Here is a 14,563-nt window from a genome sequence, read left to right on the forward strand (position 1 = left end):
TTTTTGTAGGCCCGGTAAGCGTAGCGCCACCGGGCGTTTTTCACAGAAGCGCAATACTCCCCACCATCACCCCACTCAACGCCACCAGCCCTGCGGTGAGCCACAGCGCTTTCGCCGGGAATGACTTACGCAGCATAATCAGCGACGGCAGGCTGATGGCAGGCAGCGTGATGAGCAACGCCAGCGCCGGTGCGGTGCCCATGCCGGCCAACATCATGGTCTGAACAATGGGAATTTCTGCGGCGGTAGGGATCACAAACAGGCAGCCTGCAACGGCCATCGCAATGACCCACAACAGCGTGTTGTCGATAGCGCCATCCGCATGCGGGAAGAGCCAGACGCGCGCCGCCCCGAGAACCAGCACGGCCAGGATATAGACCGGGATGGTGCTCCAGAAAAGCTGCCATAGCGCCCTGCCCCAGCGGGCAAAGAACCCGCCCTCCGGCTCGCTGACGTCCAGCTCAACAGACGCGGACTCTGGCATCTTATCCTTCACCAGATTTTGCACCAGCGTCGCCACCACCAGCACGGTCAGCAGTCCGGCCACCAGACGAATGAACGCGAAATGCCAGCCCAGGACAAAGCCCATAAACACCAGCGTTGCCGGGTTGAGCAGCGGGTTGCCCATCCAGAATGCCAGTGCGCCACCCATTGATACGCGCTGGCGGCGCATCCCTGCCGCTACGGGTGCAGCACAGCAGGAGCACATCATGCCCGGCAGGGAGAAGATCGTTCCCAGCAACGTCCCCTGAAAGCGCGGCTGCCCGAGGGTTTTCACCAGCCAGTTGCGCGGGATCAGCACCTGAATCAGAGAGCCCAGGATCACGCCCAGGACGGCAGCCTTCCAGACGGCAAGGAAGTAGACCATGGCATAGTCCCACGCCGCCTGAAGCGGGCTGGCATCCGCCTGAGCGAGAATAGATTTACCGATGCTGTGCGTTTCGGCGGCGGTGAAGGCTTTGCCGTAGTACGGCTGCCATTTCACGTACCAGAGGCCAATAATGACCACGAGAAAGAAGAGTGCGGGCTTCCACCATTGAACAGGTGTTGCCGCCTGAGATGAAGACTGACCAGTCATAGCATTCCCCGGAGAGTATGAGTAATTAGCCGGGGGAGTTTACGCCTCGCCCTGCGCGATTTCACGCAGTTTTGCCGAAGGGATAATGTTTACGCCCGCTTTTGACGGGGCCAGTCCCTCTTTTAACATCGCCCGCGCGACGTCCCGCGCCTCGATGGCTTTCCAGTTGCCGGGAAGGATCCGAAACAGCGGGGCCAGGATCGACTCGTTAAAGCGACGCTCGTCGCGGTGGCCGATCAGCATCGAGGGGCGCACAATCGTCAGCTGCTCCCATTTCTGCGCAATCAGTGCATCCTCCATCTTGCCCTTCACCTTGTTGTAGAAGAAAGGCGATCCGGCACTGGCGCCCAGCGCGCTGACCACCAGAAAATGTCTGGCCCCCAGCTTTTTCGCCGTAAGCGCGGTGTCCACCACCAGCGTATAGTCGGCGTGGATAAATGCCTCTTTACTCCCCGCCTCCCGCCGTGTAGTGCCCAGACAGCAAAACGCGATATCAATGGGATCCTGCACCTGCGCCAGCGCATCCGTCAGCTGAGGATCGTGCGGGTTAAAGACGCCAGAGATGTCCGCCAGCGGTCGACGCGTCGGGGCGGCGATGTAGTTCACGCGGCGATCCTGAATCAGCAGCCGCAGCAGATGATCGCCCACTAGCCCGGTAGCCCCGGTAATCAGTACCTGACTCATCGTATCCCCTTTACAGAATTGTCCGTTTGCGAACTCAGCGTCGTCGACCACACTTAGAAGTCTGTTACAGGTAAGTATTTACCACAAGCGGAGAAAAATCAGTCTGAAGCCAAAACAACGGAGGAAGCATGGGCAAGAAAATCGCAGTCTTGATTACCGACGAGTTTGAAGATTCAGAATTCACCTCTCCTGCAGAGGCGTTCCGCAAGGCGGGACATGAGGTCATCACCATCGAGAAAGAAGCGGGCAAAACGGTGACAGGTCATAAGGGCGAGGCGACCGTAACCATTGATGAGACCATCGATAACGTTAGCCCCTCCGATTTTGACGCCCTGCTGTTACCCGGCGGCCATTCACCGGATTCCCTGCGCGGAGACGAGCGGTTCGTGACCTTCACCCGGGACTTTGTCTCTACCGGCAAACCGGTCTTTGCCATCTGTCACGGCCCGCAGTTGCTCATCAGCGCGGAGGTTGTCCGCGGGCGTAAGCTCACGGCGGTGAAACCGATCGTTATCGATCTGAAAAACGCGGGGGCCGAGTTTTACGATCAGGAGGTGGTCAACGACAAAGACCAGCTGATCACCAGCCGGACCCCGGACGATCTTCCGGCGTTTAACCGCGAAGCGCTACGCCTGCTCGGCGCGTAGCCAGTGCAGCTTCTTGCCAAAGCCCAGGGTGTTGTCGGTAAATTTCAGCTCATCGAGGCGGATTTCCCACACCGGGGCTTTTAGCGCAGCGGCAACCGGAAAGCGGCGCGTGTAGTGCTTACGACGCGCGTCGCTCTCTTCTCCGTCCAGACGACGGATTTCCCCTTTAAACTGTACTCCACGGATCAGCGCGACCGTTTTCGGCTGGCCATTCACCGTGCCCGCGACCTTCGCCTGCTGGCCGGTCATCTGCGCATGACGCGTTTTGTCTTCACTCATGACATAAAACGCGACGCGCTCCGGATCGTAGTAGTAAAACGCGTTTGCGCACCACATCTCACCCTCGCTGTAGACGCACCAGGTGACGACGTGCTGCTTCGCCAGCCAGCGGTTGATGGCTGCCAGTGTTTCCATTTTCGTTCTCTCTCATGCTATGGTGCGTTCACCTTAACATACTGAATCTGTTTACCGTGTGCTGGTTTCTCTATCTCGTCCGAACCGCTGATAACGCACTCTACACCGGAATAACCACCGATGTGGCGCGGCGTTTTTTACAACATCAAACGGGGAAAGGGGCAAAAGCGCTGCGAGGGAAAGGGGAATTACAGCTCGCCTTTTCGGCGCCCGTCGGTGACCGATCGCTGGCGCTCAGGCTGGAATACCGCATCAAACAGCTGACGAAGCGCCAGAAAGAGCGCCTCGTGACCGGAGACGGCTCCTTTGAGGCGCTACGCGAGAGCCTGATTAAAAGCGATTGAAATGGTCGTGGTACTCGACCAGGCCATTGACGCCGTTGAGCGCGTCGTCCGCCAGACGGTGCACCTGGAACGCGGATTCCGTACCCGGCCAGCGGCAGCGCAGATCGTAATGCGCGGCCTGCTCGAAGCCTAAACGGCCATAGAAAGCCGGATCGCCCAGCGCAACAACGGCCGCATAACCGAACTCATTGAGCGAATCCAGTCCTTCATAGACCAGCTGACGCGCCAGCCCCTGCCCGCGATAGTTTTCATCCACCGCCAGCGGTGCCATACCGACCCACTGCAGCTCTTCGCCCTGAACGGTGACCGGACTGAAGGCAACATAGCCCACCACCTGACCTTCGTCATCGGTGGCGACCAGCCCCAGCGTAATCAGACCGTCTTCGCGGAGATCGTGGACCAGCTGGGCTTCGGCATCGCTCGCGAAAGCACGGCGCAGCAGCGCATCGATCCCCGGCGCATCAATCCCTATTTCGACTCGAATCAGCATGGCTCACCTACTGAAGTGTGTTTACTGTCCGGCGGGGCTTTCAGCCCGGCCTCAACGAAATCTGCCATTTGCATCAACATCACGCGCAGCGCTTTCGGCATCTGCTCCAGCTCAATGGCATCCATTAAATTCTTCACGTACAGGCCCAGCTCCGTGTCGCCTTCAATCACCAGACGGCGCTGGAAGAAGAGCGTATCCGGATCCTGTTTACGCGCGGCGATCATCAGCAGATCGCTGGCGTTGGCGCTAAAGCTCACGTCCGCCTCGGCGGTTTCGCGGACGATCAGCTGGTCATTCTCAACGGAGGTAAACCAGCGCAGCCCGATGTCACGCACTTCAATGCTTAACCAGCGGCCTTCCAGGAATTCCAGCTCGCCATCCTGCAGCGCCTGGCGGAACTGCCAGCTCAGGACCTGCTCCAGCACCTGACGTTTAAGCGCGAACGGCGCCAGCTTGACCGGCACGCTCAGCATTGATGGGCCAAATTGTACGAGACGTGAACGCAGTTTATCCAGCACAAGCTTTACTCCCTGATATCTATAGTCCTGCTATTTTGCCATATCCGACGCACAACATAGCGGCGTAAATCAACAAACCGTCGTCCGGACAACCTCATTATTGGTGCCATCAATACGCCATTAGCTGCCTTAAATCAAAAATTGTCGCGTATGGGTTAATTAAAATCCCAGCTCGTTAACATTTTTGCGATCGACAACATCAGGATAAATTATGGAGCTGCTCTGCCCTGCCGGAAACCTTCCGGCGCTTAAGGCGGCCATCGAAAATGGGGCCGATGCGGTCTATATCGGGCTAAAAGATGACACCAATGCCCGCCATTTTGCTGGCCTCAACTTTACGGAGAAAAAGCTTCAGGAAGCCGTTAACTTCGTTCACCAGCACCGCCGCAAGCTGCATATCGCCATCAATACCTTTGCTCATCCTGACGGGTACGCCCGCTGGCAGCGCGCGGTGGATATGGCGGCACAACTGGGTGCCGATGCGCTGATTCTGGCCGACCTCGCCATGCTTGAGTATGCGGCAGAACGCTATCCCCATATTGAGCGCCACGTCTCTGTTCAGGCATCTGCCACCAACGAAGAGGCCGTGCGTTTTTATCACCGAAACTTTGACGTGGCCCGCGTGGTGCTGCCGCGCGTGCTCTCTATTCATCAGGTTAAGCAACTCGCACGCGTCACGCCAGTGCCGCTGGAAGTTTTTGCCTTTGGCAGCCTGTGCATTATGGCCGAAGGCCGTTGCTATCTTTCCTCGTATCTGACCGGCGAGTCGCCAAATACCGTCGGGGCCTGCTCCCCTGCCCGCTTTGTCCGCTGGCAGCAAACGCCGCAGGGGCTGGAATCTCGCCTGAATGAGGTGCTGATCGACCGCTATCAGGACGGTGAAAACGCCGGTTATCCCACCCTGTGTAAAGGCCGCTATCTGGTCGACGGCGAGCGTTACCACGCCCTGGAAGAGCCCACCAGCCTCAACACGCTGGAGCTGCTGCCGGAACTGCTGGCGGCCAATATTGCCTCGGTGAAAATCGAAGGTCGCCAGCGTAGCCCGGCCTACGTGAGCCAGGTGGCGAAAGTGTGGCGTCAGGCCATCGACCGCTGCATGGCGGACCCGCAGAACTACGCTCCGCATCAGGCCTGGATGGAGACGCTCGGATCGATGTCCGAAGGCACGCAAACCACGCTGGGCGCGTATCACCGTAAATGGCAGTGAGAAAATCATGAAATATTCATTGGGGCCAGTGCTCTACTACTGGCCAAAAGAGACGCTGGAAGATTTTTACCAACAGGCCGCCACCAGCAGCGCCGATGTGATTTACCTCGGCGAGGCGGTGTGCAGCAAGCGCCGCGCCACCAAAGTGGTCGACTGGCTGGAGATGGCGAAAAGCCTGGCCGGCAGCGGCAAGCAGGTGGTGCTCTCCACGCTCGCGCTGGTACAGGCCTCTTCCGAACTGGGCGAGCTGAAACGCTACGTAGAGAACGGCGAGTTCCTGCTGGAAGCGAGCGATCTCGGCGTGGTGAACATGTGCGCTGAACGCAAGCTGCCGTTTGTCGCGGGCCATGCCCTGAACTGCTACAACGCCGTGACCCTTCGCCTGCTGCTCAAACAAGGCATGACGCGCTGGTGCATGCCGGTGGAACTCTCCCGCGACTGGCTGGCAAACCTGCTCACGCAGTGCGAAGAGCTGGGCATTCGCAACAAGTTTGAAGTGGAAGTGCTGAGCTACGGGCATCTGCCGCTGGCCTATTCCGCCCGCTGCTTTACCGCGCGCTCGGAAGACCGTCCGAAAGACGAGTGCGAAACCTGCTGCATTAAGTACCCGAACGGGCGCAGCATGCTGTCGCAGGAGAACCAGCAAGTGTTTGTTCTCAACGGTATTCAGACCATGAGCGGCTATGTCTATAACCTCGGCAACGAACTGGCGTCGATGGACGGGCTGGTAGATATGGTGCGCCTGTCGCCGCTCGATAACGGCGTGTTCGCGATGCTGGACGCCTTCCGCGCTAACGAAAACGGTGCCGCTCCGCTGCCGCTGACGGCGAACAGCGACTGTAACGGCTACTGGAAGCGTCTGGCCGGGCTGGAACTTCAGGCCTAAAAAAGGCTCACTTTGTTAACAACGGTTATCATTTTTTAATGCAGTATTAAAGATTCACCGTCGACAAAGTGAGCTGTTATGACTGACAAAACCCTTCCGTTTTCGGTGCTGGATCTGGCGCCGATCCCACAAGGCTCCTCGGCGAGAGAAGCCTTTTCGCACTCTCTGGATCTGGCTCAGCTGGCCGAAAAGCGTGGCTATCACCGCTACTGGCTGGCCGAACACCACAACATGGTGGGCATTGCCAGCGCCGCCACCTCGGTACTGATTGGTTATCTGGCGGCAAATACCACCACGCTGCACCTGGGCTCCGGCGGCGTGATGCTGCCGAACCACGCCCCGCTGGTGATCGCCGAGCAGTTCGGCACGCTGAATACCCTCTATCCGGGCCGTATCGATTTAGGGCTTGGCCGTGCGCCGGGCAGCGATCAGCCGACCATGCGCGCCCTGCGTCGCCATATGAGCGGCGATATTGATAACTTCCCACGCGACGTGGCCGAACTGGTGGACTGGTTCGACGCGCGTGACCCGAACCCGCACGTGCGCCCGGTACCGGGTTACGGCGAGAAGATCCCGGTATGGCTGCTGGGCTCAAGCCTCTACAGCGCGCAGCTCGCCGCACAGCTGGGGCTGCCGTTTGCGTTTGCCTCCCATTTCGCGCCGGATATGCTGCATCAGGCGCTGCATCTTTACCGTACGCACTTCAAACCGTCCGAGCGTCTGGAGAAACCGTACGCGATGGTGTGTATCAACATCATTGCTGCCGACAGCAATCGCGACGCGGAATTCCTGTTCACCTCCATGCAACAGGCGTTTGTGAAGCTGCGTCGCGGAGAGACGGGCCAGCTTCCGCCGCCGGTGGAGAATATGCATCAGCTGTGGTCAGCTTCAGAGCAGTATGGCGTTCAGCAGGCGCTGAGCATGTCGCTGGTAGGCGATAAAGCGAAAGTGCGTCACGGGCTGGAGGCGGTGCTGCGTGAAACGCAGGCGGATGAAATTATGGTTAACGGCCAGATTTTCGATCACCAGGCGCGTTTGCACTCGTTTGAGCTGGCCATGCAGGTGAAAGAGGAGTTGGTGGGGTAGGTTTTTGCCGGATGGCGGCTTCGCCTTATCCGGCCTACGCGATCCCTGTAGGCCCGGTAAGCGTAGCGCCACCGGGCTTTGCGTTTACTGATAGACAGGCAGCAGATTAAAACTCGACAGCACGTGTACCAGGGCATTGCCAGCGCCGAACACCAGGATCAGCGCAATCATCGGCTTACCGCCCCAGACGCGGAATTTCGGGCTGCCGAAGCGTTTACGTGATTTACGCGCCAGCAGCGCGGGCACTATTGCCGCCCAGATGGTTGCCGCCAGTCCGGCATAGCCGATAGCGTACAGGAAGCCATTCGGCCACAGCAGGCCGCCCACAATCGGCGGCAGGAAGGTCAGCAGCGCGGTTTTGAAGCGCCCCATCGCAGAATCATCAAAGCCGAACAGATCCGCCAGGTAGTCAAACAGGCCCAGCGTCACGCCGAGGAAAGAGCTCGCCACCGCGAAGTTAGAGAAGATAACCAGCAGCAGATCCAGGCTGCGGCTGTTCAGCACGCCGCTCAGCGCCTGCACCAGCACGTCAATGTTACCGCCCTTCTGCGCAATACCGATAAATTCCGGGCGCGGGATGTTGCCCATCGTTCCGAGCAGCCAGATGATGTACAGCGCCAGCGCCAGCAGCGTGCCGTAGACCAGACACTTCACAATGGTGCGCGGATCTTTGCCGTAGTACTTCATCAGGCTCGGCACGTTGCCGTGGTAGCCGAACGACGCCAGACAGAACGGCAGCGTCATCAGCAGGTACGGCGTGTAGGAGGTATTCACTTCGGCAACGTTAAACAGCGTGGCGGGCGTCACGTGCCCCAGCAGGCTGCCGAAGGTCAGGAAGAAGGTGATGACCTTCGCGCCCAGTACGATTGCCGTCATCCGGCTTACCGCTTTGGTACTCATCCAGACGATAAACGCCACGCCCAGTGCAAAACCCAGCCCGGCCAGACGCGCCGGAACGTTGAGCGACATCTCAGAGAAGGTGTGATGCAGAATCGAACCGCTCGCCGAAATATATGCGTAGGTCAGGATATAGAGCACAAAGGCAATGGACAGACCGTTCACCAGGTTCCAGCCTTTGCCCAGCAGGTCTTTGGTGATGGTGTCGAAGCTCGCGCCAATGCGGTAGTTCAGGTTGGCTTCGAGGATCATCAGCCCGGAATGAAGCATACAGAACCAGGTAAAGACCAGCGCGGCCAGCGACCAGAAGAACCACGCACCGGACATGACCACGGGCAGGGAGAACATCCCGGCACCTATAATGGTTCCGCCGATGATCACCACGCCGCCAAGCAGCGAAGGTGACGTTTGGGTGGTGGTTAGTGTCGCCATACAGCCTTTTCTCCAGTCAATCATGCGGTTCTGCATTTTAATGTGACGCACTGTACCAGTACAAGAGTACAAAGGGAATAAAAAAAGCCCCGATAGCATGTATCGGGGCTGTATATTTTACTTTACGTCAGAAGAGTAAGGCTTACGCGTCACCGAAACGACGACGGCTGGTGCCTTCTTCACGACGTGGACCACGGCTTTCGCGGCGCTCGCCGGAGAAACGACGGCCTTCACCACCGCGACCTTCGCTGCGGCCGCCTTCACGACGCTCGCCGCCGAAACCGCGACCACCGCCACGACGTTCGCCGCCACGGTCAGGACGTGGCTGTGCATCGCCCAGCAGCTGCATGTTCATCGGCTTGTTCAGGATGCGGGTACGCGTAAAGTGCTGCAGTACTTCACCCGGCATGCCTTTCGGCAGCTCGATGGTAGAGTGGGAGGCGAACAGCTTGATGTTACCGATGTAACGGCTGCTGATGTCGCCTTCGTTAGCGATCGCGCCAACGATGTGACGAACTTCAACGCCATCATCACGACCCACTTCAATGCGGTACAGTTCCATGTCACCTGCGTCGCGACGTTCACGACGTGGACGGTCTTCACCACCACGCTCTGGACGGTCACCACGTGGGCCACGATCGTTACGGTCGCCACGACGTTCGAAGCGATCGTCACGGTCACGGAATTCACGCTTAGGACGCATCGGCGCATCTGGTGGCACGATCAGGCTACGTTCGCCCTGAGCCATTTTCAGCAGTGCTGCAGCCAGGGTTTCCATGTCCAGCTCTTCGCCTTCAGCAACAGGCTGAATCTGTGACAGCAGCGCGCGGTACTGATCCAAATCGCTGCTTTCCAGCTGCTGCTGTACTTTGGCGGCGAATTTTTCCAGACGGCGTTTGCCCAGCAGCTCTGCGTTTGGCAGGTCCGCTTCTGGAATGGTCAGCTTCATGGTGCGTTCGATGTTACGCAGCAGACGACGCTCGCGGTTCTCAACGAACAGCAGCGCACGGCCAGCACGACCCGCACGACCGGTACGGCCGATACGGTGAACGTAAGACTCGGAATCCATCGGGATGTCGTAGTTAACAACCAGGCTGATACGCTCAACGTCCAGACCACGTGCTGCCACGTCGGTTGCAATCAGGATATCCAGACGACCGTCTTTCAGACGCTCCAGAGTCTGCTCACGCAGGGCCTGGTTCATGTCACCGTTCAGCGCTGCGCTGTTGTAGCCGCTACGCTCCAGGGCTTCAGCCACTTCCAGGGTCGCGTTTTTGGTACGAACGAAGATAATCGCCGCATCAAAATCTTCCGCTTCCAGGAAACGTACCAGCGCTTCGTTTTTACGCATGCCGTACACAGACCAGTAGCTCTGGCTGATGTCCGGGCGAGTGGTTACGCTGGACTGAATACGCACTTCCTGCGGCTCTTTCATGAAGCGGCGGGTAATGCGACGGATAGCTTCCGGCATGGTTGCAGAGAACAGCGCGGTCTGATGACCGTCCGGGATCTGCGCCATAATGGTTTCAACGTCTTCGATGAAGCCCATACGCAGCATTTCATCTGCTTCATCCAGTACCAGACCGCTCAGTTTAGAGAGGTCCAGGGTACCGCGCTTCAGGTGATCCAGCAGACGGCCCGGCGTACCGACAACAATCTGTGGGCCCTGGCGCAGGGCGCGTAACTGCACGTCATAACGCTGGCCGCCGTACAGGGCAACCACGTTTACGCCGCGCATATGTTTAGAGAATTCCGTCATGGCTTCTGCAACCTGAACAGCCAGTTCACGGGTTGGAGCCAGAACGAGGATCTGCGGTGCACGCAGGTCCGGATCAATGTTGTTCAGCAGCGGCAGCGAGAACGCTGCAGTTTTACCGCTACCAGTCTGGGCCATGCCCAGCACGTCACGACCAGAAAGCAGGTGTGGGATACACTCAGCCTGGATCGGAGATGGTTTTTCGTAACCCAGATCGTTAAGGGCTTCAAGGATAGGAGCCTTCAGGCCCAGATCTGCAAAAGTGGTTTCGAATTCAGCCATGTAGTACGAGTGCCTCAATGTCAATGGCGGCCAGTCTACTTAGCTCATCGTGAAAATGATTAGCAATTTTCATTGAAAAGTGTGAACCGGCTCAAAGTAGGTGTATTGACGAACAACAACGCCCTCACCAGTTAAGGTGATGGCAATCAAAAGATTACGGGCTGATGTTTATGTCGTCAGCTATTGCTGGTCCGATTCTGCCAGGTCGTCTTGCTCCTGGCCCAAGAGCGATAATTCCAACAATGCATAACGGTGCTCAACGAAGTTGTGTACGTTGTTAGCAACCGCTAATTTGAACAGTGCCGTAGCGCTGTCCTTATCCCCCAGACTTAGGTAGTACTTACCTAAATAGAAGTTGGTTTCACTGAGATGCTCAGCGAGCGAGGTGTTATCCGTTGCGTCCGCCTTGAGGCGTTCCATCAGCGTTGCTTCGCTAATGTTGCCCAGGTAGAACTCGACAATGTTCCATCCCCACTGTTCCTTGTCCGATTTATCGAAGCGCTGTTTCAGTGCCTCTTTTGCCTGCTTCTCATCAAGCTTCCGCTCAACGATGTAAAGCCACAGGCTACGGAAAGGATCATTAGGATCGTCTTGATAAAACGCCAGCAGATCATCTTGCGCTAACTTGTCACGACCGCCGTAATACAATGCGATACCGCGATTCAAGTGCGCGTAGTTGTAAGTTGGATCAAGCTCAAGTACAGAATCAAACGCTTCATAGGCAGCATCAAAATTGCCTGCCTGCGTTAAATAAATGCCTAAGTAATTGAATACTTCAGGCATATCAGGTCGGATAGCCAGCGCTTGTGAAAAATCATTTCGCGCCAATGCCCTCAGACCGAGACTATCATACAACACTCCGCGCTCATATAAAAGCTGTGCGCGTTCGTCATCGGTTAAAGCCCGACTGGCAAGTATTTGTTCCATGCGTGCCAGGATCACTTCCTGCTGCAAAGTCGGTTGCAATGGCACTGCGAGGACTTCGCTCTTACGCCAGGCAGAGTTGCTGCATCCTGCCAGCGTTAAAGCTGTCGCAACGAAACACCAGCGCAAAAAAGGCTTCATTTCCCACTCCCGAAGACAACTATTGGATGAACGTCCTGTCCCCCGGCGGCTTAACAAGGCGTCCTGCCTGATAATAGGCCCTCCGCAAAGCGGAGGGCAAATGGCAACTTACTCGCCTTGCTGTTCTGCGGCCTGTGCTTCTGGCGCAGCAGCTGGCTGAGACTGCTCGGTTGCTTCTTTAATGCTCAGACGGATACGGCCCTGGCGATCAACTTCCAGAACTTTAACCGGTACTTCCTGACCCATCTGCAGGTAATCGGTCACTTTCTCAACGCGCTTGTCAGCGATCTGAGAGATGTGAACCAGACCTTCTTTACCGCCACCGATGGCAACGAACGCGCCAAAGTCAACGATACGGGTCACTTTACCTGCATAGACGCGGCCCACTTCGATTTCTGCAGTGATTTCTTCGATGCGACGGATCGCGAATTTCGCTTTCTCGCCGTCGGTTGCTGCGATCTTCACAGTACCGTCATCTTCGATTTCGATGGTGGTGCCAGTCTCTTCGGTCAGCGCACGGATTACGGAACCGCCCTTACCGATAACATCTTTGATCTTGTCTGGATTGATCTTGATGGTGTGGATACGTGGTGCGAATTCAGAGATATCACCGCGTGGCGCGTTGATAGCCTGTTCCATCACGCCCAGGATGTGCAGACGCGCACCTTTAGCCTGGTTCAGAGCAACCTGCATGATCTCTTTGGTGATACCTTCAATTTTGATATCCATCTGCAGCGCAGAGATACCGTCGCGGGAACCCGCCACTTTGAAGTCCATATCGCCCAGGTGGTCTTCGTCGCCCAAAATGTCAGACAGAACAACATAGTTGTCGCCTTCTTTCACCAGGCCCATTGCGATACCCGCAACGGCGGCTTTGATTGGCACGCCTGCATCCATCAGCGCCAGAGAGGCACCACACACGGAAGCCATAGAAGAAGAACCGTTGGATTCGGTGATTTCAGACACCACACGTACGGTGTACGGGAATTTGTCTGCTTCTGGCATGACTGCCAGCACGCCGCGCTTCGCCAGACGACCGTGACCAATTTCACGACGCTTTGGCGAGCCAACCATACCGGTTTCGCCTACGGAGTACGGAGGGAAGTTGTAGTGGAACAGGAAGCTGTCAGTGCGCTCGCCCATCAGTTCGTCGATGATCTGTGCGTCACGTGCCGTACCCAGGGTCGCGGTAACCAGCGCCTGCGTTTCGCCACGGGTGAACAGCGCGGAACCGTGAGTACGTGGCAGCACACCAGTACGCACATCCAGACCACGGATCATGTCTTTTTCACGGCCATCGATACGCGGCTCGCCTGCCAGAACGCGGCTACGAACAACGTTTTTCTCGATAGCGTGCAGAATTTCGCTCAGCTCGTTAGCATCCAGCGTTTCGTCTTCAGCAACCAGCGTTGCGATAGTTTCAGACTTGATCACGTCAACCTGAGCGTAACGCTCCTGTTTGTCAGTGATGCGGTACGCATCGCTCAGACGAGATTCTGCCAGAGCTGCAACGCGTGCATTCAGCGCGTCGTTAGCTGCTTCTGGCTGCCAGTCCCAACGTGGTTTACCGGCTTCTTTCACCAGATCGTTGATGTTCTGGATAACAACCTGCTGCTGGTCATGGCCGAAGACCACAGCACCCAGCATCTGGTCTTCGCTCAGCAGTTCAGCTTCGGATTCAACCATCAGCACAGCGGCTTCAGTACCCGCAACCACCAGGTCCAGCTTACTTTCTTTCAGCTCTTCCTGAGTTGGGTTCAGCACGTACTGGTCGTTGATGTAACCGACGCGCGCGGCACCGATTGGGCCATTGAATGGAATACCAGACAGTGACAGGGCAGCGGACGCACCGATCATCGCCACGATGTCCGGGTTAACCTGTGGGTTAACGGAAACAACGGTCGCGATAACCTGTACTTCGTTAACGAAGCCTTCCGGGAACAGCGGACGAACCGGGCGGTCAATCAGACGCGCAATCAGGGTTTCGCCTTCGCTTGGACGGCCTTCACGACGGAAGAAGCCACCCGGGATTTTACCCGCAGCGTAGGTACGCTCCTGGTAGTTAACGGTCAGCGGGAAGAAGTCCTGACCTGGTTTAGCTTTTTTCTGGCCCACAACGGTAACGAATACCGCGGTGTCATCCATGCTTACCATAACGGCAGCAGTAGCCTGACGTGCCATCATGCCGGTTTCCAGCGTGACGGTATGTTGACCATACTGGAATTTACGAACGATCGGATTCAGCAAAGTTCTGTCCTTTCTTAAATGTTTGACAGCACACCACCGGTGTGCTGTCGATTTGACCCGACCTTCTTCGCATCCTCGCGACTAATGACAACCAACACCCCCCTGGGTGAAGCCTCTCATTAGCCGCGCGAACCTCTGCAATGAAGATCATTTATAGCAACAATACAATAGTTTCCAGTGAATTGCTGCCGTCTGCTTGAAAAAAGGGGCCATCAGGCCCCCTTTTCTGAAACTCGCAAGACTTAGCGACGCAGACCCAGACGCTCGATCAGCGCGGTGTAGCGTGCAACATCTTTACGTTTCAGGTAGTCGAGCAGTTTACGACGCTGAGAAACCATACGCAGCAGACCACGACGGCTGTGGTGATCTTTTTTGTGCTCTGCAAAGTGACCCTGCAGGTGGTTAATCTGTGCAGTCAGCAGTGCAACCTGAACTTCGGTAGAACCGCTGTCGTTAGTACCACGACCAAACTCAGAAACGATTTTAGCTTTAGCTTCAACGCTTAGAGACATTTTCAAACTCCAAAGTAT

General features: G+C 56.8%; 16 protein-coding genes. 5 read left to right on the forward strand and 11 right to left on the reverse strand.

Annotated features, from left to right (window positions below; genetic code table 11):
- Positions 1-40: 40 nt before the first annotated feature.
- Positions 41-1,078, reverse strand: coding sequence for a permease (locus ACMGGU_RS18590; RefSeq protein ID WP_048028863.1), 1,038 nt, complete (start codon positions 1,076-1,078; stop codon positions 41-43).
- A 39-nt stretch (positions 1,079-1,117) separates the two neighbouring features.
- Entirely contained in the window at positions 1,118-1,762 is a 645-nt protein-coding gene (locus ACMGGU_RS18595; RefSeq protein ID WP_045910091.1) for an NAD(P)H-binding protein, read from the reverse strand.
- Between the two features lie 128 nt (positions 1,763-1,890).
- Between ACMGGU_RS18595 and ACMGGU_RS18600 the strand changes: the two genes are divergently transcribed.
- Positions 1,891-2,409: a type 1 glutamine amidotransferase domain-containing protein gene (locus ACMGGU_RS18600; RefSeq protein WP_023333577.1), complete on the forward strand. Its 519-nt coding sequence runs from the start codon at positions 1,891-1,893 to the stop codon at positions 2,407-2,409.
- Here the strand turns inward: ACMGGU_RS18600 and ACMGGU_RS18605 are convergent.
- Positions 2,389-2,823, reverse strand: coding sequence for a YhbP family protein (locus tag ACMGGU_RS18605; RefSeq protein ID WP_008501485.1), 435 nt, complete (start codon positions 2,821-2,823; stop codon positions 2,389-2,391). The two genes, ACMGGU_RS18600 and ACMGGU_RS18605, sit on opposite strands and share 21 nt — an antisense overlap.
- A gap of 14 nt (positions 2,824-2,837) precedes the next feature.
- Between ACMGGU_RS18605 and ACMGGU_RS18610 the strand changes: the two genes are divergently transcribed.
- Positions 2,838-3,167 (forward strand): GIY-YIG nuclease family protein, encoded by a 330-nt coding sequence (locus ACMGGU_RS18610; protein WP_008501484.1) that lies wholly within the window; start codon positions 2,838-2,840, stop codon positions 3,165-3,167.
- On the opposite strand, the gene ACMGGU_RS18615 is transcribed toward ACMGGU_RS18610, so the two are convergent.
- On the reverse strand, positions 3,154-3,657 hold the full coding sequence (locus ACMGGU_RS18615; RefSeq protein ID WP_045910092.1) for a GNAT family N-acetyltransferase: 504 nt from the start codon (positions 3,655-3,657) through the stop codon (positions 3,154-3,156). The genes ACMGGU_RS18610 and ACMGGU_RS18615 overlap by 14 nt on opposite strands.
- Positions 3,651-4,175, reverse strand: coding sequence for a ubiquinone anaerobic biosynthesis accessory factor UbiT (gene ubiT, locus ACMGGU_RS18620; protein WP_045910093.1), 525 nt, complete (start codon positions 4,173-4,175; stop codon positions 3,651-3,653). Before ubiT ends, ACMGGU_RS18615 begins: the two co-directional genes overlap by 7 nt.
- Before the next feature lie 211 nt (positions 4,176-4,386).
- On the opposite strand from ubiT, the gene ubiU reads away from it, so the two are divergent.
- The 3 genes from ubiU (at position 4,387) to ACMGGU_RS18635 (ending at position 7,354) form a co-directional block, all read left to right on the forward strand.
- Positions 4,387-5,382 carry a ubiquinone anaerobic biosynthesis protein UbiU gene (ubiU, locus tag ACMGGU_RS18625; RefSeq protein ID WP_262822127.1) on the forward strand — a complete coding sequence of 332 codons (996 nt, stop codon included), beginning with the start codon at positions 4,387-4,389 and terminating at the stop codon, positions 5,380-5,382.
- Between the two features lie 7 nt (positions 5,383-5,389).
- Positions 5,390-6,268: a U32 family peptidase gene (locus ACMGGU_RS18630; protein ID WP_420300838.1), complete on the forward strand. Its 879-nt coding sequence runs from the start codon at positions 5,390-5,392 to the stop codon at positions 6,266-6,268.
- Between the two features lie 78 nt (positions 6,269-6,346).
- Positions 6,347-7,354, forward strand: coding sequence for a luciferase-like monooxygenase (locus ACMGGU_RS18635; RefSeq protein ID WP_047959535.1), 1,008 nt, complete (start codon positions 6,347-6,349; stop codon positions 7,352-7,354).
- Between the two features lie 84 nt (positions 7,355-7,438).
- Here the strand turns inward: ACMGGU_RS18635 and mtr are convergent, their stop codons facing one another.
- The 6 genes from mtr to rpsO all read right to left on the reverse strand — a co-directional run bounded on the left by mtr (position 7,439) and on the right by rpsO (position 14,545).
- Positions 7,439-8,683, reverse strand: a complete 1,245-nt coding sequence (gene mtr, locus ACMGGU_RS18640; protein WP_262822130.1) for a tryptophan permease — start codon at positions 8,681-8,683, stop codon at positions 7,439-7,441.
- Between the two features lie 142 nt (positions 8,684-8,825).
- Positions 8,826-10,721 (reverse strand): DEAD/DEAH family ATP-dependent RNA helicase, encoded by a 1,896-nt coding sequence (locus tag ACMGGU_RS18645; protein WP_048028855.1) that lies wholly within the window; start codon positions 10,719-10,721, stop codon positions 8,826-8,828.
- Entirely contained in the window at positions 10,714-10,794 is an 81-nt protein-coding gene (gene yrbN / locus ACMGGU_RS18650; RefSeq protein WP_100122156.1) for a protein YrbN, read from the reverse strand. Before yrbN ends, ACMGGU_RS18645 begins: the two co-directional genes overlap by 8 nt.
- 107 nt (positions 10,795-10,901) lie before the next feature.
- Complete coding sequence (gene nlpI, locus ACMGGU_RS18655) at positions 10,902-11,786, reverse strand: lipoprotein NlpI (protein WP_008501476.1); 885 nt, start codon at positions 11,784-11,786, stop codon at positions 10,902-10,904.
- A 108-nt stretch (positions 11,787-11,894) separates the two neighbouring features.
- A complete protein-coding gene (gene pnp / locus ACMGGU_RS18660) occupies positions 11,895-14,033 on the reverse strand; it encodes a polyribonucleotide nucleotidyltransferase (protein ID WP_045910096.1) in 2,139 nt (712 codons plus the stop codon).
- 242 nt (positions 14,034-14,275) lie between these two features.
- Positions 14,276-14,545: a 30S ribosomal protein S15 gene (gene rpsO, locus ACMGGU_RS18665; RefSeq protein WP_003861789.1), complete on the reverse strand. Its 270-nt coding sequence runs from the start codon at positions 14,543-14,545 to the stop codon at positions 14,276-14,278.
- Between the last annotated feature and the right edge of the window lie 18 nt (positions 14,546-14,563).

This window comes from Enterobacter sp. BNK-8, from assembly GCF_048685095.1.
Lineage (GTDB): Bacteria > Pseudomonadota > Gammaproteobacteria > Enterobacterales > Enterobacteriaceae > Enterobacter > Enterobacter quasiroggenkampii.

Excerpts from the sequence above, each read along its gene's own strand:
- ACMGGU_RS18590 (WP_048028863.1), bottom strand. The coding sequence starts at position 1,078 with ATGACTGGTCAGTCTTCATCTCAGGCGGCAACACCTGTTCAATGGTGG.
- ACMGGU_RS18595 (WP_045910091.1), bottom strand. The coding sequence starts at position 1,762 with ATGAGTCAGGTACTGATTACCGGGGCTACCGGGCTAGTGGGCGATCAT.
- ACMGGU_RS18600 (WP_023333577.1), top strand. The coding sequence starts at position 1,891 with ATGGGCAAGAAAATCGCAGTCTTGATTACCGACGAGTTTGAAGATTCA.
- ACMGGU_RS18605 (WP_008501485.1), bottom strand. The coding sequence starts at position 2,823 with ATGGAAACACTGGCAGCCATCAACCGCTGGCTGGCGAAGCAGCACGTC.
- ACMGGU_RS18610 (WP_008501484.1), top strand. The coding sequence starts at position 2,838 with ATGCTATGGTGCGTTCACCTTAACATACTGAATCTGTTTACCGTGTGC.
- ACMGGU_RS18615 (WP_045910092.1), bottom strand. The coding sequence starts at position 3,657 with ATGCTGATTCGAGTCGAAATAGGGATTGATGCGCCGGGGATCGATGCG.
- ubiU (WP_262822127.1), top strand. The coding sequence starts at position 4,387 with ATGGAGCTGCTCTGCCCTGCCGGAAACCTTCCGGCGCTTAAGGCGGCC.
- ACMGGU_RS18630 (WP_420300838.1), top strand. The coding sequence starts at position 5,390 with ATGAAATATTCATTGGGGCCAGTGCTCTACTACTGGCCAAAAGAGACG.
- ACMGGU_RS18635 (WP_047959535.1), top strand. The coding sequence starts at position 6,347 with ATGACTGACAAAACCCTTCCGTTTTCGGTGCTGGATCTGGCGCCGATC.
- mtr (WP_262822130.1), bottom strand. The coding sequence starts at position 8,683 with ATGGCGACACTAACCACCACCCAAACGTCACCTTCGCTGCTTGGCGGC.
- ACMGGU_RS18645 (WP_048028855.1), bottom strand. The coding sequence starts at position 10,721 with ATGGCTGAATTCGAAACCACTTTTGCAGATCTGGGCCTGAAGGCTCCT.
- yrbN (WP_100122156.1), bottom strand. The coding sequence starts at position 10,794 with ATGAAAATTGCTAATCATTTTCACGATGAGCTAAGTAGACTGGCCGCC.
- nlpI (WP_008501476.1), bottom strand. The coding sequence starts at position 11,786 with ATGAAGCCTTTTTTGCGCTGGTGTTTCGTTGCGACAGCTTTAACGCTG.
- rpsO (WP_003861789.1), bottom strand. The coding sequence starts at position 14,545 with ATGTCTCTAAGCGTTGAAGCTAAAGCTAAAATCGTTTCTGAGTTTGGT.